Annotated in this window: 26 protein-coding genes; 15 read left to right on the top strand and 11 right to left on the bottom strand. The window is 63.0% G+C overall.

Translation table 11 applies throughout. The features are described from left to right. Window positions 1–2 precede the first annotated feature (2 nt). The 6 genes from ACTAQJ_RS19800 to ACTAQJ_RS19775 are packed head-to-tail and all read left to right on the top strand — an operon-like array spanning window position 3 to window position 6341. The gene (locus ACTAQJ_RS19800; protein ID WP_498698709.1) at window positions 3–437 is read left to right on the top strand and encodes a GPW/gp25 family protein; all 435 of its coding nucleotides are present in this window, start codon (window positions 3–5) and stop codon (window positions 435–437) included. Continuing rightward, the gene (locus ACTAQJ_RS19795; RefSeq protein ID WP_498698707.1) at window positions 434–3067 is read left to right on the top strand and encodes a baseplate J/gp47 family protein; all 2634 of its coding nucleotides are present in this window, start codon (window positions 434–436) and stop codon (window positions 3065–3067) included. Before ACTAQJ_RS19800 ends, ACTAQJ_RS19795 begins: the two co-directional genes overlap by 4 nt. Next, a complete protein-coding gene (locus ACTAQJ_RS19790) occupies window positions 3054–3605 on the top strand; it encodes a hypothetical protein (RefSeq protein ID WP_498698705.1) in 552 nt (183 codons plus the stop codon). The genes ACTAQJ_RS19795 and ACTAQJ_RS19790 overlap by 14 nt, the downstream gene beginning before the upstream one ends. Beyond that, window positions 3602–4078, top strand: coding sequence for a hypothetical protein (locus ACTAQJ_RS19785; protein ID WP_431116831.1), 477 nt, complete (start codon window positions 3602–3604; stop codon window positions 4076–4078). Before ACTAQJ_RS19790 ends, ACTAQJ_RS19785 begins: the two co-directional genes overlap by 4 nt. A 54-nt stretch (window positions 4079–4132) precedes the next feature. After that, window positions 4133–5062, top strand: a complete 930-nt coding sequence (locus ACTAQJ_RS19780) for a PASTA domain-containing protein (protein WP_498698703.1) — start codon at window positions 4133–4135, stop codon at window positions 5060–5062. A 52-nt stretch (window positions 5063–5114) separates the two neighbouring features. Continuing rightward, window positions 5115–6341, top strand: coding sequence for a pyridoxal phosphate-dependent aminotransferase (locus tag ACTAQJ_RS19775; protein ID WP_498702231.1), 1227 nt, complete (start codon window positions 5115–5117; stop codon window positions 6339–6341). Window positions 6342–6418: 77 nt separating this feature from the next. Here the strand turns inward: ACTAQJ_RS19775 and ACTAQJ_RS19770 are convergent, their stop codons facing one another. Then, window positions 6419–7456: an alcohol dehydrogenase catalytic domain-containing protein gene (locus tag ACTAQJ_RS19770; protein ID WP_498698701.1), complete on the bottom strand. Its 1038-nt coding sequence runs from the start codon at window positions 7454–7456 to the stop codon at window positions 6419–6421. A 94-nt stretch (window positions 7457–7550) separates the two neighbouring features. Between ACTAQJ_RS19770 and ACTAQJ_RS19765 the strand changes: the two genes are divergently transcribed. Both ACTAQJ_RS19765 and ACTAQJ_RS19760 read left to right on the top strand, forming a co-directional pair. Continuing rightward, window positions 7551–8009, top strand: a complete 459-nt coding sequence (locus ACTAQJ_RS19765; protein ID WP_498698699.1) for a carboxymuconolactone decarboxylase family protein — start codon at window positions 7551–7553, stop codon at window positions 8007–8009. 17 nt (window positions 8010–8026) lie between these two features. Continuing rightward, window positions 8027–8920: a sigma-70 family RNA polymerase sigma factor gene (locus ACTAQJ_RS19760; protein WP_498698698.1), complete on the top strand. Its 894-nt coding sequence runs from the start codon at window positions 8027–8029 to the stop codon at window positions 8918–8920. A gap of 94 nt (window positions 8921–9014) precedes the next feature. On the opposite strand, the gene ACTAQJ_RS19755 is transcribed toward ACTAQJ_RS19760, so the two are convergent. From ACTAQJ_RS19755 to ACTAQJ_RS19735, 5 genes are all read right to left on the bottom strand, one after another. After that, window positions 9015–9827: a hypothetical protein gene (locus tag ACTAQJ_RS19755; RefSeq protein WP_498698696.1), complete on the bottom strand. Its 813-nt coding sequence runs from the start codon at window positions 9825–9827 to the stop codon at window positions 9015–9017. Then, on the bottom strand, window positions 9802–11106 hold the full coding sequence (locus ACTAQJ_RS19750; protein WP_498698694.1) for an APC family permease: 1305 nt from the start codon (window positions 11104–11106) through the stop codon (window positions 9802–9804). The genes ACTAQJ_RS19755 and ACTAQJ_RS19750 overlap by 26 nt, the downstream gene beginning before the upstream one ends. 173 nt (window positions 11107–11279) lie before the next feature. After that, a complete protein-coding gene (locus ACTAQJ_RS19745; protein WP_498702230.1) occupies window positions 11280–11723 on the bottom strand; it encodes a hypothetical protein in 444 nt (147 codons plus the stop codon). A gap of 13 nt (window positions 11724–11736) precedes the next feature. Next, window positions 11737–13725 (bottom strand): primary-amine oxidase, encoded by a 1989-nt coding sequence (locus ACTAQJ_RS19740; protein WP_498698693.1) that lies wholly within the window; start codon window positions 13723–13725, stop codon window positions 11737–11739. 107 nt (window positions 13726–13832) lie between these two features. Continuing rightward, window positions 13833–14465, bottom strand: coding sequence for an isochorismatase family protein (locus ACTAQJ_RS19735; RefSeq protein ID WP_498698691.1), 633 nt, complete (start codon window positions 14463–14465; stop codon window positions 13833–13835). Window positions 14466–14599: 134 nt separating this feature from the next. Here ACTAQJ_RS19735 and ACTAQJ_RS19730 point away from each other — a divergent pair, with 134 nt between their 5' ends. Then, the gene (locus tag ACTAQJ_RS19730; RefSeq protein ID WP_498698688.1) at window positions 14600–15556 is read left to right on the top strand and encodes a GlxA family transcriptional regulator; all 957 of its coding nucleotides are present in this window, start codon (window positions 14600–14602) and stop codon (window positions 15554–15556) included. A 57-nt stretch (window positions 15557–15613) separates the two neighbouring features. After that, window positions 15614–16204: a TetR/AcrR family transcriptional regulator gene (locus ACTAQJ_RS19725; protein WP_498698685.1), complete on the top strand. Its 591-nt coding sequence runs from the start codon at window positions 15614–15616 to the stop codon at window positions 16202–16204. A 12-nt stretch (window positions 16205–16216) separates the two neighbouring features. Here the strand turns inward: ACTAQJ_RS19725 and ACTAQJ_RS19720 are convergent, their stop codons facing one another. Next, window positions 16217–16858, bottom strand: a complete 642-nt coding sequence (locus ACTAQJ_RS19720; RefSeq protein ID WP_498698682.1) for a LysE family translocator — start codon at window positions 16856–16858, stop codon at window positions 16217–16219. Between the two features lie 162 nt (window positions 16859–17020). Here ACTAQJ_RS19720 and ACTAQJ_RS19715 point away from each other — a divergent pair, with 162 nt between their 5' ends. After that, the gene (locus ACTAQJ_RS19715; RefSeq protein ID WP_498702229.1) at window positions 17021–18433 is read left to right on the top strand and encodes an aldehyde dehydrogenase family protein; all 1413 of its coding nucleotides are present in this window, start codon (window positions 17021–17023) and stop codon (window positions 18431–18433) included. 113 nt (window positions 18434–18546) lie between these two features. Further along, complete coding sequence (locus ACTAQJ_RS19710) at window positions 18547–19404, top strand: prephenate dehydratase (RefSeq protein WP_498698678.1); 858 nt, start codon at window positions 18547–18549, stop codon at window positions 19402–19404. 3 nt (window positions 19405–19407) lie between these two features. On the opposite strand, the gene ACTAQJ_RS19705 is transcribed toward ACTAQJ_RS19710, so the two are convergent. Genes ACTAQJ_RS19705 through arsB form a run of 4 tightly spaced genes read right to left on the bottom strand, consistent with a single transcriptional unit; the run spans window position 19408 to window position 23366 of the window. Continuing rightward, window positions 19408–20781 carry an FAD-dependent oxidoreductase gene (locus ACTAQJ_RS19705; protein WP_498702228.1) on the bottom strand — a complete coding sequence of 458 codons (1374 nt, stop codon included), beginning with the start codon at window positions 20779–20781 and terminating at the stop codon, window positions 19408–19410. Window positions 20782–20808: 27 nt separating this feature from the next. After that, a complete protein-coding gene (gene trxB, locus ACTAQJ_RS19700) occupies window positions 20809–21798 on the bottom strand; it encodes a thioredoxin-disulfide reductase (RefSeq protein ID WP_498698676.1) in 990 nt (329 codons plus the stop codon). Window positions 21799–21826: 28 nt separating this feature from the next. Further along, window positions 21827–22249, bottom strand: coding sequence for an arsenate reductase ArsC (locus tag ACTAQJ_RS19695; RefSeq protein ID WP_498698673.1), 423 nt, complete (start codon window positions 22247–22249; stop codon window positions 21827–21829). Next, on the bottom strand, window positions 22239–23366 hold the full coding sequence (arsB, locus tag ACTAQJ_RS19690; protein ID WP_498698671.1) for an ACR3 family arsenite efflux transporter: 1128 nt from the start codon (window positions 23364–23366) through the stop codon (window positions 22239–22241). The genes ACTAQJ_RS19695 and arsB overlap by 11 nt, the downstream gene beginning before the upstream one ends. Before the next feature lie 110 nt (window positions 23367–23476). On the opposite strand from arsB, the gene ACTAQJ_RS19685 reads away from it, so the two are divergent. The 3 genes from ACTAQJ_RS19685 (at window position 23477) to ACTAQJ_RS19675 (ending at window position 26734) form a co-directional block, all read left to right on the top strand. Then, the gene (locus ACTAQJ_RS19685) at window positions 23477–23869 is read left to right on the top strand and encodes an ArsR/SmtB family transcription factor (RefSeq protein WP_431116846.1); all 393 of its coding nucleotides are present in this window, start codon (window positions 23477–23479) and stop codon (window positions 23867–23869) included. Window positions 23870–23946: 77 nt separating this feature from the next. Then, complete coding sequence (locus ACTAQJ_RS19680) at window positions 23947–24429, top strand: GNAT family N-acetyltransferase (protein WP_498702227.1); 483 nt, start codon at window positions 23947–23949, stop codon at window positions 24427–24429. Between the two features lie 46 nt (window positions 24430–24475). Further along, window positions 24476–26734, top strand: a complete 2259-nt coding sequence (locus tag ACTAQJ_RS19675; RefSeq protein WP_498698669.1) for a PEP/pyruvate-binding domain-containing protein — start codon at window positions 24476–24478, stop codon at window positions 26732–26734. Window positions 26735–26747: the final 13 nt, after the last annotated feature.

Below are 26747 nucleotides of genomic sequence, written 5' to 3'. Positions count from 1 at the left end.
TCATGAGCGCGCCACGCTACACATCGATTGCTTTCATCCATCCGGATTTCGACGCAGCAGCGGGCGTCCCCGGTCTACGCATCACTCCGGCAGGCAGGATGGCGACTGTTACGGACGCGGCCTCCATCCGTCAGGCCCTCCTCCTCCTGCTGAGCACCAGGCCCGGCGAGCGCGTCAACCGCCCGACATACGGCTGCCATTTGTTCCGTTTGGCATTCGCTCCGGCGGACGACACCACAGCCGGGCTCGCCATCCACTATGTGGCCCGCGCGGTGGAGCAGTGGGAGCGGCGAATCACGGTCCTTTCCCTGGATGCGTCACGCTCGCCGGAGGACCCCGAAGTTCTCGAGGTCCGGCTGAAATACCGCGTCCGCACCACCCAGCTTGAGGATGAGATAGCCATCGCCCTGCCCGTGGAATCCGGAGGTGCACTATGAGTATCCCCGTTCCCAATCTGGACGATCGCAGCTTCGCGGACCTCGTGGCCGGCGCCCGCGAACGCATCCAACAAATCGCGCCTGAGTGGACGGACCTCTCGGTCCACGATCCCGGCATCACCATCATGGAGGCCTTCGCCTACCTCACGGACACGCTCATGTACCGGCTCAACCGCGTGCCGGACAAGCTTTACGCCGTCTACCTGAACCTCCTGGGCACGTCGCTGTACCCACCGAGCACCGCCGAAACGATGCTGGAATTCAGCCGCACATCCGTCTCAGGCACAACCGCAGACCAGGAGATCCGCATCCCCCGTGGCACCCAGGTCAGCTGCCCACCGGGCGTTCCCGGTTCACCCCAGCCTGTATTTACGACGACGGCGGCAGCCACTTTGGCTCCCGGCATGAGCAGCGTCCTGGTCCCCGCAGCCGATGTCACCATCTACGACGCCGTACCGATTGGTACCGGGACCGGAAGACCAGGCCAGAGCTTCGTGATCCCCAACGCGCCGATCGTCTCGGGCGCAGGGCTGGCGATCGCCGTCGAAGTTCCGGCAGGGACGCGGCTGAGCAGTGGCGAGGCAGTGCTGGTAGACGGAAAACCATTCCGGTACTGCCAGGAAGTGGAGGCGTTCGCCGACGCAAGGCCAGGCGAGATGCCGGTGCGGATCGACCGAAGTGCCGGCGTCGCGATGTTCGCATGGTGGGACGAAGAGTCCAGCAAGCGGACGGAGGCCGGACAAGGGCCGTTAGTGCCGGGCGCGGGCGCCGAAGTTCGCGCCTGGTACCGCAGCGGTGGTGGTTCGGGCGGTAACGTCGGCGCGGGTCACCTCACGGTGCTGCGTTCCCCTGTCCCGGGTGCCAAGGTCACTAATCCGGAGCCTGCAACGGGTGGCCGCGATGGCGAGTCCTTGGAGAACGCCCTGAAGCGCGCACCCCAGGATTTTCAATCCCGCGACCGCGCAGTTACTGTCCGGGACTACGAGGTCCTGGCGCGTCGGCACGGCGGTGTGGGCCGTGCGCGGGCTTTCACCCGCAAGGATCTGTGGGCATTTGCGCGGCCGGGGGAAGTGGAAATTGTGCTGGTGCCATTCGTTCCTGACGGTAGAGCAGGCGCGGCCAAACCATTACGGGCAGCGGACCTTACGTCACACGCACGCGACGAAGTGCGGATTGAAGTGGAACAATATCTCCGCAGGCGGTCCACGGTTGGCGCCGAGCCTGTAGTGCGCTGGGGCCTCTACAAACAGGTGCTGGTGGATGCGCGGATCGTAGTTCGTCCCGATGAGGATGCCGAGGCCGTGAAATCCAGGATCGTGGGCCGCCTGTCTGAAGGGATCAGTCCGCTGAGCCCGGATTCGTCCAGTTACGGATCCGGCTTTGGGAAGCCACTGCGTGTCTCCAATCTGTATCGCGCTATGGAGGAGGCCGAGCCTGGCGTTCAGTACGTGGACCGGGTCAGGCTGGAAGTGGACAAAGTTCCGGACAGTGATGCCGTGTCCTTGGTCCAGGCTGAAGGTCAGGACAAAACATGGTTCGTGGCCCAGGGCGGCACCCTGTTCCGCACCACCAACGCCGCCGACGGCTGGGAAGCCTGTGCGGATTTTGGAGATGCCTCCGACGGCGACCAGACGGAAGAAACCGTCCGCGGCATCGCCCCGTTCCGTTCCCCCGCACCTGGCCGGGTGGGTCCGGAGCGCCACCCGGGCATGGTGGCTGTCAGCACGGTGACGGGTACGGGTTCCCGTATTTACATCAGCGAGGACCTCGGCGAATCGTGGCGCAAAGCAGCCGAACTGGGGTTCGTCGTCGCCGATTTGTGTTGGGTGGACCGCCAGGGTGAGCCGTTGCTGTTGCTGGCAGGCGAGCGCGGCCTTTACGAACTTCCGATGAGCCAAGGTGCCATTCCCGTGCAGAACGTGGTGGACACGTCCCAGCCGGATCGTGGTTTTTACGCCGTGGACGCCTTGGTGGACGTCCGCGGACGGACAGGTGTTGTGGTGGCCGCCGAGGCCTCGGCCGGCGTCTGGCTCTCCCCCGACGCCGGTACCGCCGACAGCTTCAAGCAGGTCAAGGCCTCCGGCGAGGATATCCGCTGCATGACCATCCAGTACGACGGCGGTGCGAGCTATGTGTGGCTCGGCCGCGCAGTGCCGGAAGGGACCGGGACGGGATGTCTGCGGCTGAAGATCGATGAGCTGGGCCGCACGGATCTTGATGAGTCCTTCATGAATTCCTGGGAGGAGTTCAGCACTGGCTGGACCGGGGGCAGTTGCTGGGGTGTCCACGTGATGGGTGACGCTGCCTACGCCGCTACCCAGAGCGGCGGGGTGTTACGGCTGCAGCTGGGGCAGGCGTCGGCGCAGTGGAGTGTGCCGGACGTTAACTGCAATCTGCCGTTGAGGGACCGCACCCGGTTCGAGCCTGTCCGTTCGGTGTCCGGCGCGATCCTTGACGGCAAGCCCCTGGTCCTGGCTGCCGGCCCCAAAGGCGTCTATCGCAGCACGGACAACGCCGTTCAATGGGAAAGCTGCACCCGGCGAGTGGTGGACGACGTCGTAACGCTGCCCGATACCTGGCTGTTCTGCTCGGGCGACCACAGGATCGAGGTGGTCCATGGCAATGGCTGAGTCCATGGGGCCCCAGAAGTCCAAGCTGCTGAAGGTCCTGCCGGAAGTGTTCCAGGTGGCCGCCGATACCAGCTCTCCCTTGCAGGCCCTTCTTGCTGTGGCCGAGGATATGCATGGGCCCGTCCGGCAGGTCCTGGACCGCATCCATACCGTTCCCGATCCTGGCCGCGCGCCGTCGTCGTTGATTCCCTTTCTCTCGCGCTGGGTGGATCTGGACTGGTTGACGCTTCCCGGTCCGGAGGGCGGCACTGGATCCGGTGGTACAGCGACCGGCGCCATTCCCATATCTCGGCAACGGGACCTCATCGCGGCCGCGGCGCAGCTCTCTGCACGCCGCGGCACTGTGGACGGGCTCACCCGCTTCCTGCACCTGGCCACGGGGGTGCCCGGGTTCGACGTCGAATCCGTGCCCGGCGCCTTCCATATCAAGGTGCTGGTTCCTGCGGAAGCGGGTGGGCAGCTGGAGTTGATCCGGCGGATCGTCAAAGGCATGAAGCCCGCGCACGTGACGGATGAGGTTACGGTGCAGGCAAAATGAATAAGGAGAACCGCACGCCAATTCTTGTAGTGATTGCCTGTGGGGTGATCGCGCTGTTAGTGCTCGTGTTCGGCGTCAGTTGCGGCGGCGGGAACAACGATGCGGCACGGGACTGGCAGGGCGGTTTCTCCAGCGCAGCCGCGGGCGCGAAACTCACTTCAGCAGACCTGTCTGCCCGGGGCGGTTCGTGTTCGGCGTCGGATACCCAGCTGGTGGTGACGGGTGCGTGCGTGTTCGATGTGAAGGAATTCGGCGGGGGTTTGTTCTATTTCGGACCTCCCACCAAGCGGGCAAGGCTCGCGCCGCAGCAGGCGGTCACCGTCTCGCTGTTGGTGCAGGGCACGCGGGCTGAACAGAATTCAGGCCCGGGGAAAACCGTGGACCTGACCTTCGGGACCTCGGGCGGACAGCTGGGAATCATCTGTCCCGGTCTGGGGACCTGTGTGTTGCTGATCCAGGAAGCCGGAGGCTGAGATGTGCTGCTGTGCGCCGAAATTACAAACCGCGATCCCAGGAGTTGTTGTGCCATGACTGCCATCACCATGACGTTGAGCTCCCCGGACGTGGTCCTTAAAGAGGGGAAGGGATCGCTGACAGCGTCCGTCACCAACGGCTCCACCACTTCGGAACGCGTAGTGCTCGGCGCGTTCCCCGGGCAGGTGACCAATCCGCCGTCGAAGACTTACACCACCATCCCCAACCCGTTGCGGACCATCGCTGCCGGGGCCACCGAACAGTACGTGGTCAATTTCGACACCGACGGGGCTTCCGCGGGCAGCTACCCGGTGAAGTTGATCGCCTACTCCGCCGACGACGCACCCGAGGACTACGCGGACCAGGCGCATGTGGTCACACTGACTGTTCCGGCGGCTGAGAAGCCGAAGCCCAAGCCGGGATTCCCGTGGTTGTGGGTGATCATCGGGGGTGTGGTGCTGCTGGCGGTTATCGGCGTGATCCTGTACTTCATGTTCAAGGACGCCAACGTTCCGGACGTGAAAACCAAACCGCAAGCTGAAGCGGTCAAGATCGTGACGGACGCCGGTTTCAAAGCGGCCACAACGGAAATCGAAAGCGCGTCGCCTGAAGGAACGGTAGTCAACCAGAGTCCCGCGGGCGGCGAGAAGGTAGGGCGCGGCAGCACGGTCAACCTGGAAATCGCGGTTCCCGTGAAGGCCACCGTGCCCAGTGTCCTGGGATCACGGATCGAAACAGCCCGCAACGCCTTCCAGACGGCGCAACTGCAATTGGACTTCACGCAGGGTTCCGCCTGCCAAAGCTCGCCTCCCCTCTCCCTGATGAGGTGCGTAGTGGTGGGCGTGAATCCCGACGTCGGGTCTAAGGTCAACGTCAACGCACTCGTTTTGGTGCGGACTGAGTTGAGGTCCAGCATCATCCTTGATCCGGTGAACATCTGCCTCAGCAACCCTCAACTCTGCGAGGTGCGGCTGAACCCGTGATTATTTCCGGACACGTTTGCCTGCCTGGGCAGCTGCCATGAAAAGATCAACCATGCGTCCCATGCAGCACTCCAGCAAACTCCAGAATGTCCGCTACGAACTCCGTGGTCCCATCCTCCAGGCCGCCAAGGCCATGGAAGCCGAGGGACACCGCATCCTCAAGATGAACCTTGGGGACACAGCGCCGTTCGGGCTGGAGGCGCCGGAGTCAGTGGTGGTGGACATGATCCACCACATCCGTGGGGCACAGGGTTACAGCGATTCCAAGGGCATCTTCTCCGCCCGGACCGCGATCTCGCAGTACTACCAGACGCGCGGCCTGATGACGATCGGCGTCGAGGATGTCTTCATCGGCAACGGCGTCAGCGAACTCATCTCCATGACCCTGCAGGCGTTCATGGAAAACGGTGACGAGATCCTCATCCCGGCACCCGACTACCCGCTCTGGACCGCGACCGTGACCCTCACAGGTGGCAAAGCTGTGCACTACCTCTGCGATGAGGACGAGAATTGGTGGCCGGACATGGCCGACGTCGAAGCGAAGATCACGCCGCGCACACGGGGCATCGTGATCATCAACCCGAACAATCCCACGGGTGCCGTCTACCCCCGGCACATCCTTGAGCAATTCGCGGCATTGGCGAGAAAGCACGATCTCGTCCTGTTCTCCGATGAGATCTACGAGAAGATCCGCTACGTCGACGCTCCGCACATCCATACCGCCGCGGTGGCAGACGACATCCCAGTTCTGACATTCAGTGGACTTTCCAAGGCCTACCGCATGCCCGGCTACCGTGCAGGTTGGGTTGCCGTGACGGGGCCACTGACCGCAACGGCTGCCTATCGGGAATCCTTGGAACTGCTGGCCTCGTTGCGGTTGTGCTCCAACGTTCCGGCCCAGCACGCCATCCAGACCTGTCTGGGTGGATACCAGAGCATTGAGGCACTCATCCGTCCCGGCGGGCGCCTTCGTGAGCAGCGGGATCTGGCGTTGAAATTATTGACGGCAATCCCAGGCGTTTCGTGTGTTCCCGCGGCCGGCGCAATGTACCTGTTCCCTCGGTTGGACCCGGAGATCTACCCCATCGAGAGCGACGAGAAGTTCGTCCTCCAACTCCTGCAGGAACAGAAGATCCTCGTCTCGCACGGAACGGCCTTCAACTGGCCCACGCCGGACCACTTCCGCTTCGTGATCCTGCCGACCGTGGAGGACATCGAGGAAGCCGTGCGCAGGATCGAACACTTCCTCGCCGCGTACAGGAACCGCCCGGCGGACTAACCCAAGTAGGTCGCATTTGTGCGCGTTTTGAGCCGTCAAAACGCGCACAAATGCGACCTACTTGGGGTGCCAGGCAGTTAGCGCGCAGGGTCGATCATGGTCATCCCGGCCACGGTCGCTGTCTCGAAGGTTGGCAACAATAACGCTGCTTCTTCCAAGCCGATGGTGCGTTCAATCAGCAGCTGCGGTTGCAGCAAGCCTTGTTCGATGAGCGCCATCATGCCTGGGTAATCAACTGCGGCCATGCCATGGCTGCCGAGAAGATCGAGCTCCCATCCGATGACCCTGGCCATGGGCACCTGCGGGTTTCCGTCGATGGCCGGCAGCAGACCGATCTGGACATGCCTTCCACGACGACGAAGGCTGAGGATGGCGTCGGCGCAGGTCTGTTCACTTCCGACGGCGTCCACCGCCACGTGGCTGCCCCCGCCGGAGAGGACGTTGACTGCGGCGGGGATGTCCGCGCCGTCGGCGAGCACTGTGTGATCCGCACCCAAACGTGCAGCCACAGCCAGGGCCTCCGGGTTCCGGTCCACGACGATGACCCTGGCGCCCATGGCTTTGGCGATCATCACAGCGCTCAGCCCGACGCCTCCGGCACCTACAACTGTCACCCACTCACCCGACGTGACCCGGGCCCGCGCGGCAAGGGCACGGTAAGCAGTGGCGAAGCGGCAGCCGAGGCTTGCCGCCGTCGTAAATTCGACGCTTTCCGGGATGGCAACCAAGTTGCTGTCGGCAGCGTGCAGGGCCACGTATTCGGCGAACGATCCCCAATGGGTGAAGCCGGGTTGTTGCTGTTCCGGGCAAACCTGGGCTTCTCCTGCCAGGCACCACTCACATTTTCCGCATCCACAGACGAACGGAACAGTTACCCGGTCGCCTGTTTTCCAGCGCTGGACACCTTCGCCGACTGCCTCAATGACGCCAGCGAGCTCATGGCCGGGCACGTGGGGAAAAGCGATGTCGTCGTGTCCAGCCCAGGCGTGCCAGTCGCTGCGGCACATGCCCGTGGCTTCGACTTTCACCACCACTCCACCGGCCGGGGCCTCAGGCATGGTTACTTCCCGCACTTCAGGCTGGGCCCGGACGTCATCAAATATCACTGCTCGCACGCACCGACTCTAACAAGGTCCTGAAAGCTGTCACACTTCCGTCCCCCCTTACGACATCCCTGATGTAAGGCACCACCACAGAAGGGGAAACAGCATGACCCGCATCAATATCGGCCGCAGCAACAAGCTCGGCTACGCCGCTGTCATCGGGCTGGAAGGTTACGCCCGGAAGTCGGTTGATCCCGACTTGTACGAAATCATCAAGCTCCGCGCCTCCATCTTGAACGGCTGCGGTTTCTGCGTGGACATGCATGCCACGGACGGCCGGAAGCGCGGGATTCCCGCCCGCAAGCTGCATGCCGTGGCGGCGTGGCAGCATTCGAAGGTGTTCTTCGACGCCCGCGAGCAGGCGGTGCTGGCCTTGACTGACGCCATAACCCAGCTGGGGCCGGACACCGTTACTGACGAGATCTGGAATGCGGCCGCCACCCATTTCGACGACAGCCAGATGGGAGGCTTGGTCCTGGCCATCTCCACGATCAACGTGTGGAACAGGATTGCCGTGAGCACGCAGATGGAGCCGCCGGTAGATGAGAAGAACCCGATCGTCTGAGGGGTAGCGTGGAGGGCATGAGTCTTGCGGTATCGGCCACGGCCGCGTGGCAGAGCGAACGGAATCGTTTGCTGGGAATCGCCTACCGGATGTTGGGAGATTTCGGCCATGCCGAGGACGTCGTCTCCGAGGTTGCCATCGATGCCGTCCGGCAGGAACGCAAGGCCGATGGCCACAGCGTGGAATCCTGGCCCGCGTGGCTAACCACAGTGTGCGTACGGCGCTCGGTTGACCGGGTGCGCCAACTCGCCGCTGTGCGTGAGGACTACACCGGGCCTTGGTTGCCGGAGCCGGTAGACACCTCCAGGCTTCCGGAGGAAACCGTGGCCAACCGCGAGCTCCTGTCCTTGACCTTGCTTCATCTGGCTGAGCAGCTGGCTCCGGAGGCGAGGGCCGCACTGGTGCTCCACCGCGCTTTTGGGATGTCGGCGCCGGAAATCGCGGACATCCTGGAAAAGACCCCCACTGCGGTACGCCAAATGATCTCCAGAGCCGAGCGCCGCTTGGACATCGACCCCGACGCTCCCGCTCCCAGGACCAAGGATCGCGCGGCCTTGGAGAAGCTGGTACGCGCCATCGAGCACGGCGACATTGACACAGTAGTTTCGATGCTCGATCGGGACGCAGTGCTGTGGGCCGACGGCGGTGGCAAGGTCAAGAGCGCCATGAATCCCGTGTTCGGGGCGGAGCGGATCGGGCGATTCTTCGCGGGTATCCTCGGCAAAGCAGCCGCCTTCGATCCCGCACAGCCGGTCCGTTCCCGGATCATCGAGGTCAACGGCGAAGCTGCTGTATTGCTATGGCATCAGGGCCGCTGCGATGTCTTGTTGATCGACGGCGGCCTCGACGGGAGCGTCCGGGAGCTGCGCCAGCTTGCCAATCCAGACAAGCTGACCCGGCTTTCGCTGTGAGTTGGCTCGAAGTAGCGGGAAAGCTGCTCGTTCGCACGGAAACTTCCATGCGAATTGGCAAGATTCCCGCGAAGTCACCGGACGGGTGGCAAAGCTAGTCTCCCGCCGAACCACTCACGCGCAGGGCGTTGATGATCGCCGGAATGGACGCAATCAGCATGATCAGCGCCCACACGAGGGCAACCACCACAGTGATCAACGCCCAGAACTGATCTCCAATGGACACCAGCGGTCCGGGCAGGAAGCCGTGGATCAGCCCCAGGATCATCTGAAGCAGCACGGACACCACCAGCAGCACCACCAGCCCCGTGACTTTGAGGAACTTCGGCTGGCTGAGAATCAGCAACACCGCGAACACGATTTTCAGCACCAGCAGCAAACCCAGGATTGCCGCTGCCTGCCCTTTCGGAAAGCTCCCCCACAGCGCCAGGTACGCAATGGTTCCAAACGGGGTGGCCACGAACAACCCGATCATCAGGAACAGCTTCGCCAAAGCCAACATTGCCGTGAGGAACGCCGCGATAACCCACAGCAACGTCACGATGAACGTCGTGAGGCCCTGGATCCGGCCATAGGTTCGCAGGTCGATGGTCAGGCTAAGCCCCAGCATCACCACCGTGAACAGCAGCAGCCCATCCAGGAATGCGAGGAATCCAATGCCCGCGCCTGGCGGTTCGGCATCGGCGCGCTGGGTCTTGAGGAAGACATCCAGCGGTACGCCCAGGTTGTTGGCATCGCTTGCGGAGACGGGGTCGACGGCGGTCTGCCCCAGCAGGAGCGACATACCCACCTCGGCCAGGACTACCAGGGCAAAGACAACGACGGCCGCAATGAAGAAGGGACGGCGCAGGGCATCAGGGTCAGGCCCGCTGCGGAACCCCTCACGAATTGACCACGCTGCGGCCATGGCTCAATTGTGGCACCGGGGGTTTCAAATACAAGCGCCCCACCAACAATGCCACAGCACCCAGCACGGCCGGGACCAGCAGCGCCCAGCCGCTGAAGAGCAAGACCACGAGCATTACGACGGCGGCCACGATCACGCCGTACCAGGCCGCGGTTCCGCGGTGCAACAGGAGTACGCCCGCGGCCAAACCAAAGGCGGTCACAGCCGTGAAGCAGGCCGAGGCGGCGCCGATCTGGAATTCCATGTTGAGGAACCCCACAGCTGCGAGGGCAAAGGAAAGTGACGTCATGACAGCGAGTGCCGCCAGGCTCACGGAAGGTACCTCCCCGGCGCCCACGCCACGCGCCAAAGGCCGCGGCAGCACGCCGTCGGACGCCAACCTGGCACCCAGCTTGCTGGCCCCGGCCACGAAGGTATTCAGTGGCCCGAACGTCAACACGGCCGCGGCCACCGCCGTCACCGGAGCGGCCGCCGGTCCCAGTCCTTTCGCCAGCAGTTCCGCCACCGGGACGCTGCTGCCTGCGAGTCCGGGACCGAGGACGGCGACGCACGCCGCCACCAAGCCGATGTAGACAACACCGACAACGACGAGCGTCAGCCAGGTGGCCCGCTTCAGGTCGCGTTCGGGGTGACGGAACTCGCCGGCCAGATGCGTCACGGCCTCCCAGCCGGCGAAACAGAAGAAGAGCAGGCTGGCTGCGCCGCCCACTGCCCAGTAGCCGTTCGGCGCGAAGGGAACGAAGTTTTCAGCCTTGGCGTAGGGCGCCGCAACGGCTACGGCGAGTGCAAGCAACGCCACGAGTAGGACCATGAGGAGGAGTTGGAGTTTGCTCGAGACGCGGATCCCCACTGCATTGCTCAGGAAACCCGCCGCCAGGATGAGTCCTGCCGCGATCAGGGCCGTTTCCCGCCCACCGCCCAAGGCATGCGCGATGTACTCCCCGCCGATCACTGCGGTGGCGGGCGCCCCGAACGGGATGGCGAAGTAGAAGAGATAGCCGGCCACAACTGAGGCTCGCTGCCCGAAAGCGCGGGTCACGAACGTGGCGATCCCGCCGGCGTCGGGCTGTTGCCTCGACATTTCAGCAAAACTGAACGCCACGGGGGTGCAGAAGACCAACAGCAACGCCCACGCTAATAACGACGCCGGTCCAGCAACTTGGGCGGCGATGGCCGGCAGAACCAGCACGCCTGAGCCCAAAATGGCACCTATATAGATCCCCGTGGCCCTGAACACGCCAAGGCCCACCTTGCCCGAATTACTGACAGCTCTACTCACCCTTCTACTGAACAGTGTTCGGGACAGATGCAACAAGCGGGAAAACTGCCTGCTCGGGGCAATATCCTGCCGAATTCCTGTTGGGCTCGTGCTTCCTGACCTTCTTTGGACTTTGGGCGGGCGCTGTGCAACCCAAAAGGGCTGATTAACACCCTGGCGGACGCCAAAGAGTGTCAGGAAGCAGCGGCCACTTGTACCCGACGCCTCAGCCGGGCCACCAAGGTAGCGGCGAGTAGCGCCGTCGTGATTTCCAGTCCGATCACCAGCAACAGTGCGGCAGCGCCGGTGGTATCTGCAACGCTCGACGCCGGCCCCCCACCATGCGCGTGTCCGGCACCTCCCGCTCCCAGCAGCAGGACGGAATGAAGGGCAATCATTGCCACAGCGGAAACCGTCACTTGGTGAAGAGCCCTGACGCGGCTGTGGCGCCAGATGTGAAAGGTGCACGGGACGCAGATTGCCGCCACCGCAATCATGAGGACGCCGAGCCACGCGCCGTGGTGTCCCCAGGCCGCGACCCAAAGGTGGACCAGGCACGAAACAGCCGTGAGGACTGCGCAGATCCGGGGATGGAGGACGGGCCCGGTTGACCGGACCCGTCCCGTCATCGTGGTCATTTCCAGGTACCGCTTAGTGGCAATGCCCATGATCTGAGCCGGACACATCGCCGTGTTGATCCGCAGCGGCGGTGGCAGAGCTGTGGCAGCTCGAGCCTGATGAGTTGGCGGGCACATCCAGCACAGGGCTGCGATCGAAGAAGCCTTCGGGGCGCAGCTTGAAGCCCACCGTGTCCACGGGCATGATGGGCCAGTCCTCCACGCGGGGGAAGTGTGTGAGGCCGAAGGTGTGCCAGAGAACGATGTCCTGGCCGTCGATGTCGCGGTCCTGGGAAACGTAAGCCGGCAAGCCTGCTCCGCCTGAGTGCTGGTTCACGAAGTCACCGGTGGGGTAGCGTTCCTCGTCGGAGTATCGCGTAACCCAGAGGTCCTTCGTAGCGAATGCGGCGCGCTTGGCGATGGAGGAACCTGGATCGGCCAGCAGCGTGGGCTGGTTTTCGGCGTGGAGCTTGTAGCCAACCGGCTCGCCCAAACGGTTTCGGGACTCGGGGTTGGAGATGATCCACGTCCTGCCAGCGCGTGCATCGGCCTCACGGACGCCATCAGACTCTTTTGTCAGGACTGTGCGTTTGCGGGAGAACGCGTTGCCGCGCTCGTTGCCCTCGCCCATGGCTTGACGGACAACGTCCTCTTCCTCCACGCGGTTGGTAAAGCCGTCAATGGCCATGTCCAGACGTGCGCTGAAGAGGTGCTGGTGGAACGGCGCGCCGAGTCCTGGAGCCAGCTGAGAGATGTTGTCCGAGCCACTCTCGGGGAAGGCGCTGGTGAACACGATGCCGGTGGCCTTGGCTTCGAACTCGATGGTGCCATCCAGGTAGAGGTACCAGTAGAAGCCGTAGTCGTAGTTGCCGATGGTGGTGAAGAAGGAGATCACCAGGCGACGGTTGCGGCGGGTGTAGGTGATCCCGGTCCAGAGGTCCGAGTGCTTGGAGAGGATGCCCCAGTCTTCCTCGTGCATGCAGATGCCATTGCGGATTTCCCGGGGGTTGCCGAAGGCGTCGCTGATGACAGGGCTGAGGTAGGTGATGTCACCAAGGCAATCGCAACCGAGTTCCAGGGAGTTGGCGTACTGGCCCACGAGGTATTCGCCGGTGTCGAAGTAGTTCTGCCAGGACCGGATAGGTGATGGATCACCGTAGGGCACCACCATTTCGGCGATGGAGGCCCGGTTAATGATGGGCCTAAGGCGGTCTCCGTCCTTGAAGGCAAGGTTGTGGAGGACAACTCCTTCGCGCACATCGAAGCCGACGTCCACGCTCCACTTTTCCCACTCCACATGATTACCGCCTGTGACGGTGAAGCTCGGCCCTTCGGGTTGGGTAATGCTGATGGGCTTTTGGGTGGTCCGGAGCGGGCCTGTGAGCTCGGGATCGGTGTAGTTTCCGTGCTCTTCCGGAATCGGCATGACGCCGAGATCGATCACCTGGGTGACTTCCTTGTTGACCACATCCACATACGCCACCAACCCATCTACGGGGTGCGCCCAAGCGCTGTCCTCCGGGAAATCCTGCACGAATGCCAGACCACGGAGGATGCGGCGGCCCCTCTCGTCGTCGTACTCAAACACGCCTGCGGACAGCGGAGCGACCCGCACCTTGGCCACCTCCAGGTCCCGCGCTGCCAGGGCGGCGAGCCACCGTTCATCCGCGGCAAGCAGCGTCTCAACAACCTCGAACTCTTCCTCCAGCACGGGAAGTTCCCCGGAGACTTTGGTGTCCAGTTCTGTTGCGGACAGGATCTGGCCGTGGGTCACGGACACCAGGACGTCGGTAGGAGCTCCGCCTGAGATGTCGTGGATGAAAACACGGAAGCGGCGGTCTTCTTGTGCTTGCCCGCGGGACGGATCCACAAGGCCCAGGTAGGCGATCCGCTGCTCGTGGCCAAGATGTCCGGCAGCCTGAAGGAGGCGCTGCACCTCGGAGATTTCAGCGCCTGTGGCCAGTCGATACTGGGTTTCCTCAACGGCTGCGTCAGTTGCTGTCTGGGTTGCTGTGGGCGTCATGGCTGCCTCTTGTCCGGGACCTGTGATGGGTCAGGATTTATTTTCTATAGGTGTAGAGAATAACTGACGTGTTAGCTCAGTCACAAGGCCTGGTCCACATATTGTTTCTAAGAAACTGCAGCACTCCCCGCCGTTGCCGAAGTGCCCAGATCACTCATTTCCAGTGCCCGCCCGGCTTGGAGTGCATCCGCCCATGCATCCGTGGAGGCAACAGCGGCCCAGTTGGAGTTCAACACCGCCATAAGCGTGGTGTGCACGGTCCTAGCGTCCGCCGCCCCTGCATCGTTGACGAGGTTGATGGCGCCAGTGGCATCTGAGAGGACTTCAGTGGTGAAGCCAAGGAACTCCGCTTCAACGGCCGAGGCAAGGATGCAGTTGTTCGTCATGTAACCCACCAAGGTGACGGTATCGACGTCGTGCTCCCCCAGCCAGCCAGCGAGGTCCGTGCCAGCGTAAACAGAGCCGTACTGCTTGATGACCTCTTTCCATGAAGCTGTCCTGCGCGCTTCGACATCGGGGTGGAGATCAAATTCCGGCGTTCCGGGGGCGAAGACCGGCGCGCTTTCTCCTTCGCTGTGCTGTATCGCCGCGATGGGGATCCCTGCGGCGGCCGCTGCATCGATGGCCTTCACGATCATCGGAAGTGATTCCTGGTGCTTCGGGTATTGGATCTCAAGGGGTCCGCTGAAGTACTGCTGCTGGACATCGACAAGGACAAGGGCGCGGCGGGGTGTGCTCATACTTTTCTCCCAAATAGCGGCTGGTTGCTCGCCAATTGGCGGCTCTTCCATCATTGGCGTCCCAGCCAGTAACCACCAGTGGCACAAATGCCCATCTACGATGGAATCAGGCCAATAACATAGAGGAGGGCTGCGTGCGGATCGCTGTCTACGCGTTCGATGACGTCACGATGTTTCATCTGGCGGTTCCGCAGATGGTTTTCGACGAGGTCACACGGCAAGGCCTGGCTGAATGGAACACGGTGCTCTTCTCGGACGAGGCGGGCCATATTCGAACCACCGAGGGCTATCAATTAGGGGAAATCCATGGCCCGGATGCCGCAGAGCAGGCAGACGTTGTGGTGGTGCCGTCGTGGTTCGCGGACGGACGCGAAACCAGCGAGACTCTACGCAAGATCCTTCAACAGGCTCACGGGCGCGGCGTAACTATCCTGGGGCTCTGCCTTGGCACTATCCCAGTCGCCGATGCCGGCCTCCTGAGCGGACGTTCTGCCGTCACACATTGGCAGGCCTTCGACGCCCTGGCCAACCGGCACCCCGATGTATTCCTCGATCAAAGAGTGCTCTACATCGATCACGGAGACGTGCTGACTTCCGCGGGGACAGCATCCGGACTGGATGCTTGCCTGCACTTGGTTCGAGCCCGTCTGGGAGCGGAGGCAGCGAACCGCATCGCACGCAGCCTGGTCATCGCCCCACACCGTGAGGGCGGACAGGCGCAGTACATTGAGCACCCCCTTCCACCACGCTCCTCGGATGATCCAATGGCGCGCCTGCTGGAGTGGGCCTTGGGCCGGCTGGGCGAGGACCTCAGCATCGATCGCCTCGCGGCCCAGGCCCACATGAGTCGCCGAACATTCGTCCGCACTTTCCGTGCCTCAACAGGGACGACACCTTCGGCATGGATACGCACACGACGACTCGATGCTGCCCGGCGACTACTGGAAACCACAGACTTGTCGGTAGATCAGATTGCTGCTGACTGCGGATTTGGCAGCCCCGTGACGCTCCGGCAGAACTTCGCAAGCGCGTTTGCCATCACACCCACGGAATACAGGCGCACCTTTGACGCTCAGTCAGCGCCCGCCTGAAACGTAAGATGAGACCCAAGACCTGTCTGCCATATATTTCTCCGGGAGCCCCGTAAAGTGCCAAAGATTGTGGACCACGATCAACGACGCCTCGAACTGGTGGACGCAACCTGGCGGATCATTGCAAGGCTGGGCATTGAAGGCGCCACTATGCGCGAAATTGCCGAGGAAGCCGGCTTTGCCAATGGCGCCCTCAAGCCCTACTTTCCCACGAAGGATCTGCTGCTGACGTCAGCTTTCGGGCACGTTTTCAACCGCACCAACCAGCGCATCGCCGCCGTGACCTCGGGCTTAGCCGGCATCGCCGCCCTGCGCGCCTTCTGCGCCGAAGTCCTGCCGCTGGACGAGGAACGGGTCAACGAAGCCCGCATCGTGATCCCGTTCTGGCAGAAGGCACTCAACGACGCCGAGATGGCAGCCCTGCACAGCGAGTCCATGAACCAGTGGCACAACACCATCACCGCACATGCGGCGGCAGCCCGCGCGGCCGGCGAGATTGCCGCCCCCATTGGGGACGCCGCCGTCGCCGATCATCTGCTCAACATGATGCTGGGCGCCCAGATCGTGGCAGCGCTGTCCCCCGCAGAGCACTTTGCCCAGGATCTTGAAGGGCAGCTGGACAACTATCTGAGGTTGCTGGCTGCCTAACTGCTGGGTGGGCTAGCTGGTGGCGCCCGACGCCACCACGCCGACGCCCAGTCCCGCGATAACCCCGCTGCTGACACGCTCGACGGCGGTACTCACCTTGGGGCGCTTGAGCCACCGCATCGCCCTGAACGCCACCACTGCGATCATCGAGAGGTAGGCGAAAGCAATGACGGCAACCACGATGCCCAGGATGAGTGACGTGCCCATAGTGTCGCCGCCATGCGGGATGAACTGTGGGACCACGGCCAGGTAGAACAGACCCACCTTCGGGTTGAGCATGGTGGAGAGCGCTCCTGCGCCCAGCGCCGCGAGCCGGCTGTACGGCAGGGGTGCCTCCGAGCCTGCTCCGGTGACTCCTGCCTTGGCCGCCTTCCGGGACTTGATGAACGAAGAAACGCCGAGGTACAGCAAGTACAAGCCGCCCGCGATCTTCAGCCACCGGAAGAGTTCGGCCGATTGTTCCAACAGCGCGGCCAATCCGATACCCACCAAGGCAGCCCAGACAATCGCGGCACCTGCCGATCCAGCCGCCGCAGCGATCCCGGCGCTTGGCCGGTTCAGGGCAATGCGCAGGACCAGGAACGTATCCGGGCCCGGGGTCACGGAGAGGACCAGGCAGAGACCGGCGAAGGCGGCGAGGGATGCAAGAGTCACCCGCCAAATTATCCGGTACGAAAGGGGCCGAGGGAAAGCGTTCGCTTCCCGTCAAGGGCTGTTCGTGCATAGACAAGGCGACTCAGCGTGACGCCAACCACACTGGAATCATCGCCGCGTGCCTCAACGGCCGCCAAGACTTACTACCCGAGCGGAGTACCAATGGAGACTTACGACGCCCTGCTGGCCTCGATCACCCCAGCCACCGGCCAGAACAGCCGCACGATTCTTGACCCTGCAACGGGTGAGGCTGTCGGCGAAGCCCCCGTCCACACCGTTGAAGATCTTGACGCCGCTGTTGCAGCTGCCGCAGCTGCACAGCCGGCCTGGGCTGCCCTGGGCCACGACGCGCGGTCCGCTGCACTCATGAAGGCCGCCGACGCCGTCGAACGCTCTGCTGAAGAGCTCGCCCAATTGCTCTCCCGCGAGCAGGGCAAGCCGCTGAACGGCCCGAACGCCCGCTTCGAAGTCGGCGCTTGCGCAGCATGGCTCCGGGCAACTGCCGCCACGCCGCTGGACCCTGAAACCGTGGTGGACGACGGCGAAACCCGCGCCGAACTGCACTACCGGCCCATCGGCGTCGTGGGTGCCATCGGCCCCTGGAACTGGCCCATGATGATCACCGTCTGGCAGATCGCGCCGGCCCTGCGCATGGGCAACGCCGTGGTGGTCAAGCCCTCCGAATACACTCCGCTGTCCGTGCTGGCGTTGGCCGCAATCATCAATCAGGAACTGCCCGAGGGATTGCTGTCCGTGGTGTCCGGTGGCCGCGACGTCGGCGAGGCCCTGGCAGCGCACGAGGCAATCGGCAAGGTCATGTTCACGGGTTCCACCGCCACAGGCAAGGCGATCATCCGCTCGTCGGCTGATACGGTCAAGCGCCTCACGCTGGAACTTGGCGGCAACGACGCCGGCATCGTCCTCCCGGATGCCGACCCCAAAGCCATCGCCGAGGGCCTGTTCTGGGGTGCCTTCATCAACACCGGCCAGACCTGCGCCGCGCTGAAGCGCCTCTACGTCCACGACTCGCTGTACGAGGCAGTGTGTACGGAACTGGCCGCCGTTGCCGCTGCGATGCCGATGGGCAACGGCTTGGACGAGAACAACGTCCTGGGCCCGCTGCAGAACCGGCAGCAGTACGACATCGTGGCCCGCCTGGTGGAGGCCGCCCGCGCATCCGGTGCCCGCATCCTGCTCGGTGGCAACCCGGACGCCGATCAGCCCGGCAACTTCTACCCCACCACGCTGGTAGCCGACATCGACAACGACAACCCGCTGGTGGCCGAGGAACAGTTCGGCCCCGCCCTGCCGATCATCCGGTACAGCACCGTTGACGAGGCCGTCGCCAAAGCAAACGCGCTCGACGTCGGACTCGGCGCCTCAGTCTGGTCCTCCGACCTGGCTGCCGCCCGCGAGGTTGCTTCCCGTATCCAAGCCGGAACCGTGTGGATCAACAAGCACGGGGCAGTGGACCCTCGCATCCCCTTCGGTGGCGCAAAGCAGTCCGGCTATGGCTTGGAGTTCGGCGCGGAAGGCCTCAAGGCCCTCGGCGTTCCGCAGATCATCAACGGCTAGGTTCCGGCCCCTGGCCCAACTGGGGGACAGATAACGTCGCTCTGAACCGTCATAGCGCCGTTATCTGTCCCCTAGTTGGGTTTGAGGGTGCTCCGCGTGAAAGCATGAGCACCATGGCCCAGAAGATTGCGTACCAAGGTGAACCGGGAGCCAATTCGGATCTCGCGTGCAAGGAAATGTTCCCCGAACTCGAAAGCGTGCCGTGCGCCAGCTTCGAGGACGCGTTTGAACTGGTTTCCACGGGCGAAGTCGAGCTGGCGATGATCCCGATTGAGAATTCCATCGCCGGACGTGTGGCTGACATCCACGTGCTGCTCCCCCAGTCCAAGCTGCAAATCGTGGGCGAGTACTTCCTGCCGATCCGGTTCGACCTCTTGGGCATTCCAGGCAGCACCATTGAAGGCGCAACAGAGGTTCACAGCCATATCCACGCTTTGGGTCAGTGCCGCAAGATCATCCGGGAAGCGGGCCTCAAGCCAGTTATCGCCGGAGACACGGCAGGATCAGCCAGGGAAGTGCGCGACTGGAACGATCCCCGCAAGCTTTCCCTCGCTCCTCCACTGGCCGCAGGCTTGTACGGTCTGGATGTCCTGGCGTCCGGCGTCGAGGATGACCCCACCAACACCACCCGCTTTGTGGTTCTTGCACGGGAACGCGAAATCCCCACCAAGGAGGAGCTCCCCGGTCCCGCAATCACGAGCTTCGTGTTCCGTGTGCGCAACGTCCCGTCAGCTCTTTACAAAGCGTTGGGCGGTTTTGCGACCAACGGCCTGAACATGACCAGGCTTGAGAGCTACATGGTGGGCAACGAGTTCGCGGCCACCATGTTCATCTCCGACGTCGAAGGGCACCCTTCGGACGCTCGTCTCCGCCGGGCACTGGAGGAGCTGGAATTCTTCACCACGGAGGTGCGGATTCTGGGCGTCTACGCCGCCGATGGCTATCGCGAACGGAACACCGTCAACGCTTAGCGACTAATTGCCGGAACGGCCGTGCGCGAGTCCGGTCGGGAAGCCGAGGAAAGCTGGTTCGGGTGAAGCACAGCAGCCCGAATCCGCTTCTTCGTTGATGACCGTGGCGGGGACATCGCAGCTGGTCGCGGCGTCCGTGGAGCAAACTCCGGTTTCGGGCAATTCCAGATGCACTGTGTCCGCCGCTTGGTGGTCACCGGCCAGTGCAGCGGCGACTGAACGGACCTGCTCATAGCCCGTGGCCAGCAGGAAGGTAGGGGCACGGCCGTAGGACTTCATGCCCACGATGTAGAAGTCTTTCTCTGGATGTGCCAGCACCTTGGCACCGTGTGGAGGGACAGTGCCGCAGGAGTGGAATTCGGGGTCAATCAGTGGGCCGAGCTCGGTGGGTGCCTCAACGGCAGGATCGAGGTTGAGACGGAGTTCTCGCAGGATCGCCAGGTCAGGGCGGAAGCCGGTGCAGGGAACGATGACATCGACATCCAGAGTGCGTCCGTCAACAGATTCAACGCTCACTCCGGAATCGAGCGTTTTCAGGCCAACTATGCCGAAACGTGTGTGCAGTTCGATGCTTCCGGCCTCGACGAGCCGACGAAGCCTGGCGCCGAGCTGACCCCGGGCGGGCAATCCGTCCGCGGCTCCGCCACCATAGACCTTATCTGCAGATCCGCCTCGCACGGCCCACAGGATCCGGGTATTGGGTTCGTCCTTGGAGAGATCGGCCAAATTGATCAAGGTGTTCGCAGCCGAGTGGCCAGCGCCCGCCACGAGGACACGACGGCCGGCAAAGCTGCTCCGGTCCCGCCCTGTGACGTCAGGAAGGGGCGAGGATATGCGGTCCACCGCAGTCTCTTCGCCAATGGCGGGCAGGCCAGAGGTGCCCAATGGGTTGCGCGTTGACCACGTTCCTGAGGCATCGAGGACGGCAGCCACAACGTGATCACGGGTTTCGCCGCCTGCGTGCTCCACCCTGACCAGGAAAGGAGTGGTGTCCCGGTCCCGAACGTGGGTCTTGTCCAGTCCGAGACGGGTGACGGCTATAACGCGGGCGCCCGTCTGCAACCGGGACGCTATGGCGGGCGTGGCTGCCAGCGGGGTGAGGTAGTTGTCGATGAGTTCCCCGCCATAAGGCAGGGCTGTGGGGCGCGGTGATTCCCAGCCTGATTGTTCCAGGAGGCGGACGGCGGCGGCATCGATGTTGAAACGCCAGGGCGAGAAGAGCCGGATGTGGCGCCATTGTTCAATGGCGGCACCTGCAGCGGGTCCAGCTTCAAAGATGACTGGCTCGAGGCCACGTTCGAGCAAGTGCGCTGCTGCGGCCAAACCGACCGGGCCGGCACCGATCACCGCGATGGGAAGGTTCTTCGCTGACTCCATGGTGTCCTCTTTCATCGTTGAAGATACTCAGGCGTGGGTGGGTTCTTCCACCAGTGCCGTAGCTATGCTGTCTGCGTCCTCAAGTGCCGCCAGAAATCGTTCAGCATCCAGCGCTGCAGCACACCCCGTTCCGGCGGCGGTGATCGCCTGGCGGTACCGGTGATCCACTGCATCCCCGCATGCGAAGACCCCGGAGAGATTGGTGCAGGTGGTGGGCGAATCGACCTTGATGTAGCCCTCAGCGTCGAGGTCTACCTGCCCGGCGACAAGCTCGGTGCGCGGCAAATGACCGATGGCAACGAAGATCCCTGTGGCAGCCTGTTCCCGGGTTTCTCCAGTGCGGGTATCAGTGAGAGTCACTCCGGTGACCTTTGTGTCGCCGTGGATCTTGGTGACGGCGGAGTTCCAGGCGAAGCTGATCTTGGGATTGTCCTTGGCGCGCTGGGCCATGATGCGCGAGGCACGGAGCTCACCCTTACGGACCACAACAGTCACGGACTTGCCGAACCGTGTCAGGAACGTGGCTTCTTCCATGGCAGAGTCGCCGCCTCCGACCACGATGATGTCCTGTTCCCGGAAGAAGAAGCCGTCACAGGTTGCACACCAGGACACGCCGTGTCCGCTGAGCTTTTTCTCTTCCGGCAGTCCGAGTTCCTTATAGGCCGAGCCAGTAGCGAGGATGACGGCGGGCGCTTCGTGCGTCTCGCCCGCACCGGTGACCACGCGCTTAAGGTGAGCTTTCAGATCAACTTCCGTGACGTCGTCGAACACGATGCGGGCGCCGAACTTCTCGGCCTGCTCCTGCAGTCCGTCCATCAACTCGGGGCCTTGGATACCGCCCGGGAAGCCGGGGAAGTTTTCCACCTCGGTGGTATTCATCAAAGCGCCACCCGCAGTGACCGAACCGGCCAGGACGAGCGGTTTGAGCCCTGCCCGGGCGGCATAGATGGCCGCTGTGTAGCCGGCGGGGCCTGAGCCGATGATAATCAGTTGTTCAGCGCTGACGTCATTACTCATGAGAATCTCTCCTATGCGGGAAGCCGGATTACTTGGACGCAGGGATGAGGGAGTCGATCAGGCCCTCGATGCGGGTCTTTATTTCATCCCTAATAGGCCGGACCGCGTCAACACCCTGGCCAGCGGGGTCTTCCAGGACCCAGTCTTCATACCGCTTGCCGGGGAAGTACGGGCATTCATCACCGCAGCCCATGGTGATGACGACGTCGGATTCCTTGACGGCTTCGGTGGTGAGTACCTTGGGGATTTCGGCGGACATGTCGATGCCCAGTTCGGCCATGGCCTCGACGGCGGCCGGGTTGACCTTGTCGGCGGGCTGGGAACCGGCGGAACGGACCTCGATCGCGCCCTTGGCGAGGGTGGTCAGGAACGCGGCAGCCATCTGCGAGCGCCCGGCGTTGTGGACGCAGACGAACAGGACGGAGGGCTTCTTGTTGGTTTCAGTGGTCATGCTTCTCCTCCAAGGGTGGGGCAGCGATCATCGCGGGAGTGAAATAGCGCTTGCGTGCCCAGAGGGCTACATAGACAAGTGCAACAAGTACGGGTACTTCAATCAAGGGCCCAACGACGCCGGCAAGCGCCTGGCCGGACGCGACGCCGAAGGTACCAATGGCCACGGCGATGGCCAATTCAAAGTTGTTGCCAGCCGCAGTGAAGGCGAGTGTGACGGTTTTGGCGTAACCGAGGTTCAGCCATTTGCCCAACGCGATCCCGGCCCCGAATACCACGAGGAAGTAAACCAGCAGTGGCAGCGCGATCCGGAGGACATCCAACGGTCGCGTCATGATATTTCCACCCTGCAAGGCGAAAAGCAGCGTGATGGTGAACAACAACCCGTACAGCGCCCAGGGCCCGATCCTTGGAAGCAAGTGGGCCTCATACCAGTCGCGGCCCTTCGCCAGTTCGCCCAGCCTTCGGGTGAGGAAGCCGGCTAGCAGTGGAATGCCCAGGAAGACCAGTACTGATGCCGTGATGGCCCAGAAAGAGAAGTCCGCGCTGGTGGTGGGCAGGCCCAGGAGGGCCGGAAGCCACTGGAGGTAGAACCAGCCGAGGCCTCCGAACGCGATCACTTGGAATAGCGAATTAATAAATACCAGCACGGCAGCCGATTCTCGATCGCCGCAAGCGAGGTCGTTCCAGATCATCACCATGGCGATGCAGCGGGCCAAGCCGACGATGATGAGTCCCGTGCGGTATTCGGGCAGGTCAGGAAGGAAAATCCACGCCAACCCGAACATGAACGCTGGAGCTAAAAACCAGTTGATCACCAAGGAGGTAACCATCAGCCGACGATCCGTCAGTACTCTGCCTGCTTGGTCGTATCGCACTTTGGCAAGAACCGGATACATCATGACCAATAGCCCGACGGCAATTGGCAAGGAAACCTCGCCAACTTTCACTGCTTCCAGCCACGAATTCAGGCCCGGGACCAGTCCTCCCAAAATCAGGCCCAGCGCCATGGCGGCGATGATCCACACCGGCAGCAAACGGTCCACTGCCGAAAGCCGTCCTACTACGGCGGCGCCGCCCTCAGGCTTACGGGCTGTGGTCTGCGTCGGCGTGCTCACTAGGCTCCTGGAATTCTGCCCGGCAACAGCCAAGGCATTAGATTGATGAAGTTCGATATAAGTATCAGCATCTATATCGATGATTGTCAATCTATGTGCATAATGGATGTATGGACTCCCCGCAAACCCTTCAACTGCTACACGCGGACGAACTCCCAGCCGTGGATAGGCCGGCAAGTGCTGGCGATGAAGCTTGCTGCGAGCCTTCAGCCCAGCCCTCCCTCGATGCCTATGAGGCCCAGGTCCGCGCTTCCGTGTTTAAGGCGCTGGCCGATCCTAATCGGCTCCGTCTGCTGTCCATCGTCAAAAGCGCACACGGCGGCGAAGCTTGCGTCTGCGATCTCACCGAGCCCCTGGACCTCGGCCAGCCGACAGTCTCACACCACTTAAAGATCCTGGTGGATGCCGGTCTTCTGCACCGCGAAAAGCGGGGCACATGGGCTTACTACTCCTTGGTCCCGGGTGCCATTGAGCGCACTTCCGGCCTGCTGGAGACCCTGTGACAAGGGAGACTGCAGGGACAAGGGAGGCTACAGAGACAACACCGTCGTTGGCCAACAGCGAGGTCCGGATCCGCAAAATGACCCCGCCCGATTGGCCGGTGGTCCGGGAAATCTTCGCTGAAGGCATCGAGTCCGGGAACGCCACGTTTGAGCCCGCTGCTCCTGAGTGGGAGCAATTCGACGCTACAAGACTCAAGGATCACCGGCTGGTGGCGGAAACCGAAGGCCGGATCCGCGGTTGGGCAGCCGTATCCGCCATCTCCTCGCGTGCAGCGTATGCGGGCGTCGTGGAGCATTCCATTTATGTGGCCGGTGAAGCCCGTGGTTTGGGTGTAGGCAAGGCCCTTCTCCGCGCGCTGATCACCTCCACTGAAGAAGCAGGAATCTGGACGATCCAGGCCAGCGTCTTTCCCGAGAATGAAGCGAGCATCCGGCTCCACATTGCGGAGGGCTTTACAGTTGTCGGCCGACGGAATCGGATCGCCCGGATGCCTCTTGGCCCACTCGCGGGGCAATGGCGCGACACCATAATGATCGAAAGACGCTCCGCGACTATCTAAAACCGCGACTGTCTGAAACCGGAAGTGTCTGCGAAGAGGGAGAGCCATGGCTATAAGCGAGTTTCCGCAGCTTGGCTCTGCGAGCGCAGACCGGGCGGTGTTGGGCAGCAAAGCAGCCACTCTTTCCGAGCTCACGGCAGAGGGTTTCAAGGTGCCAGCGGGGTTCGTCGTCACGTCGGAGGTGGTCGGGCAACTCGGCAACAACCTCGCGGGCGCTCTGAAAGTTGCTGCCGGCAGGATAGGTCCGGGGCCGTACGCTGTCAGGTCCTCTTCCGCCGCCGAGGACCTCGCCGGCGCTTCCTATGCTGGTCTCTACGAAACCTTCCTGAACGTTGAGCGGGATGACCTTGAGCAGGCTGTCAGGCAATGCTTGGCTTCGGCTGCGGAGAATAGAGTTGCAGCGTATGAGACTGCTCTCGGAGCAGCGGCCCGCGGCGATGCGGCAAGCCCTTCCATGGCGGTACTCGTTCAACAGATGGTCCAGCCCCATGCCGCCGGCGTTGCCTTTACTGCCAACCCACTGACCGGCGACCCTGACGAAACCATTGTCACTGCCGTCGCGGGCCTTGGGGAGTCGCTGGTGTCCGGTGAAGCAGTCGGAGAGCAATGGACAGTCCGCGCCAGCGACGCTACGTGCAACAGGGACGGCACCATCCTCACCTCGGACCAAGCACGGCTAGTAGCGGCGCTGGCCCGTCGGATCCACGAACGAGCGGGAGTGCCGCAAGACATCGAGTGGGCGCTGGACCACGACGGTGCCCTATTCCTTCTTCAGGCCCGCCCGATGACGGCGCTTCCCACGCCAGCAGCCTGGACGGCTCCGGGCGAAGGCCTGTGGGCACGGAACTTCAGGCTCGGTGAATGGCTTCCAGATCCCATGACGCCGCTGTTCGAGGACTGGCTTCTGCCCCGGATCGAGGCCGGATATCTCGACGGCATGGAAGACGATATTCAGGTGCGGGTGCCGTTTCGTTACGGCTCCGTCAACGGCTGGTACTACAACGCCCCGCCGATTCCGTCCCCAAGGATTGTGGCACCTTTGATAGTTCGAAGCCGTGGTCGCCTGCCATGGTTCCTTTTCAACGTCCTTCTCCGGGTCTCCCGCAATCCGGCTGCGGCGCACCGCGCTGTTCTCCATGGGCTGGAACTGAAATGGCGACACCAGTTGCTGCCCGACTATCGGGAACTCGTGCGCAGTGCCGAGCAGGAAGTGGACACCGCATCCCCGGCAAGGCTCATCGAGCTTGTGAATGCCATCGCCCAGCAGGCGGGAATCTACCTCTGGTCACTGGCCGTGGTGGGCGGATCTGCTTGGAAAATCGAAGCGGCCCTGGCCAGGTTCTGGCAAAAGCACCTAGCCGCTCCCTTGAGCGACAAACCCGCAGGGCTGCTCGGCCATCAGGCACTCCTCCGCGGCCTCACCGGCAGCAGCGGCCTTAGCGGCAGCACTGCGACACCATCGGAATCGGCCGTCTACTCCCTCGACTGGTACCACCCGACCTACGGCGAGGCCGGCATCCGTAGCCAAGAAGCGGATTCAACCACCGCAGGCAAGGAAGCGCTTGACGTACAGCGAAAGGCAGCCGAAGCCGCGGCCAGGGCAGTGCTGCTTGATAGTCCCAGGGCCTTCACCCGCTTTGATTCCCTCCTGACGATGGCCCAGTACTACGCCGCCCTACGGGAAGAACAGTCCCTTTACCTCACCCTGGGATGGCCGGTCCTGCGCCGTTGCGCCAAACGGCTGGGAGAAAACCTCGCTGCCGCAGGAGCCATCGAGAACCCGCAGGACATCCATTTCCTCCACCTGAGTGAGGTGATGAACGCGTCGGCGGACCTAAGGGAGCTGGTAGGAAACCGCCGTGCAACGTGGCAGATGCAACGGCGTCTGGACGCACCACTCATCATTGGCGAACCCGGCAGGTTTGGAGCTGATCCCGTGGCGAGCGCAGTTGAGGCAGCCAGGACAACCCGCGAGGTTCCCGCGGGTGCAATGGTTGGCCACCCGGCCAGCACTGGACGCGCCACGGGCAGAGTGCGGGTTATGTCAGGCCTGGACGAATTCGACAGCTTCCTCGACGGCGAGATACTCGTAGCGCGAACCACCGCACCAGCCTGGACGCCCCTTTTCGCTCGGGCCGCCGCGGTGGTCACCGACGGCGGAACCCTCGCCGCCCACGCGTCGCTGGTTGCCCGGGAATACGGGATACCCGCCGTCGTCGGAACCGGCAACGCTACGCGGCTGCTCAAGACGGGCCAACGAGTCACCGTGGACGGAGGCGCGGGCTACGTCGTCGCGGCCGAATGACGAACTACCGAAT

It is taken from the genome of Arthrobacter sp. alpha11c (assembly GCF_054149985.1).
Note: the sequence above shows the minus strand (reverse complement) of the source record. Positions and strands in the feature narration are given on the sequence as shown.

Coding starts and splice junctions, on each gene's coding strand:
- ACTAQJ_RS19800 (WP_498698709.1), top strand. CDS start 3: ATGAGCGCGCCACGCTACACATCGATTGCTTTCATCCATCCGGATTTC.
- ACTAQJ_RS19795 (WP_498698707.1), top strand. CDS start 434: ATGAGTATCCCCGTTCCCAATCTGGACGATCGCAGCTTCGCGGACCTC.
- ACTAQJ_RS19790 (WP_498698705.1), top strand. CDS start 3,054: ATGGCAATGGCTGAGTCCATGGGGCCCCAGAAGTCCAAGCTGCTGAAG.
- ACTAQJ_RS19785 (WP_431116831.1), top strand. CDS start 3,602: ATGAATAAGGAGAACCGCACGCCAATTCTTGTAGTGATTGCCTGTGGG.
- ACTAQJ_RS19780 (WP_498698703.1), top strand. CDS start 4,133: ATGACTGCCATCACCATGACGTTGAGCTCCCCGGACGTGGTCCTTAAA.
- ACTAQJ_RS19775 (WP_498702231.1), top strand. CDS start 5,115: ATGCGTCCCATGCAGCACTCCAGCAAACTCCAGAATGTCCGCTACGAA.
- ACTAQJ_RS19765 (WP_498698699.1), top strand. CDS start 7,551: ATGACCCGCATCAATATCGGCCGCAGCAACAAGCTCGGCTACGCCGCT.
- ACTAQJ_RS19760 (WP_498698698.1), top strand. CDS start 8,027: ATGAGTCTTGCGGTATCGGCCACGGCCGCGTGGCAGAGCGAACGGAAT.
- ACTAQJ_RS19755 (WP_498698696.1), bottom strand. CDS start 9,827: ATGGCCGCAGCGTGGTCAATTCGTGAGGGGTTCCGCAGCGGGCCTGAC.
- ACTAQJ_RS19745 (WP_498702230.1), bottom strand. CDS start 11,723: ATGACCACGATGACGGGACGGGTCCGGTCAACCGGGCCCGTCCTCCAT.
- ACTAQJ_RS19740 (WP_498698693.1), bottom strand. CDS start 13,725: ATGACGCCCACAGCAACCCAGACAGCAACTGACGCAGCCGTTGAGGAA.
- ACTAQJ_RS19735 (WP_498698691.1), bottom strand. CDS start 14,465: ATGAGCACACCCCGCCGCGCCCTTGTCCTTGTCGATGTCCAGCAGCAG.
- ACTAQJ_RS19715 (WP_498702229.1), top strand. CDS start 17,021: ATGGAGACTTACGACGCCCTGCTGGCCTCGATCACCCCAGCCACCGGC.
- ACTAQJ_RS19710 (WP_498698678.1), top strand. CDS start 18,547: ATGGCCCAGAAGATTGCGTACCAAGGTGAACCGGGAGCCAATTCGGAT.
- ACTAQJ_RS19705 (WP_498702228.1), bottom strand. CDS start 20,781: ATGGAGTCAGCGAAGAACCTTCCCATCGCGGTGATCGGTGCCGGCCCG.
- trxB (WP_498698676.1), bottom strand. CDS start 21,798: ATGAGTAATGACGTCAGCGCTGAACAACTGATTATCATCGGCTCAGGC.
- ACTAQJ_RS19695 (WP_498698673.1), bottom strand. CDS start 22,249: ATGACCACTGAAACCAACAAGAAGCCCTCCGTCCTGTTCGTCTGCGTC.
- ACTAQJ_RS19685 (WP_431116846.1), top strand. CDS start 23,477: ATGGACTCCCCGCAAACCCTTCAACTGCTACACGCGGACGAACTCCCA.
- ACTAQJ_RS19680 (WP_498702227.1), top strand. CDS start 23,947: ATGACCCCGCCCGATTGGCCGGTGGTCCGGGAAATCTTCGCTGAAGGC.
- ACTAQJ_RS19675 (WP_498698669.1), top strand. CDS start 24,476: ATGGCTATAAGCGAGTTTCCGCAGCTTGGCTCTGCGAGCGCAGACCGG.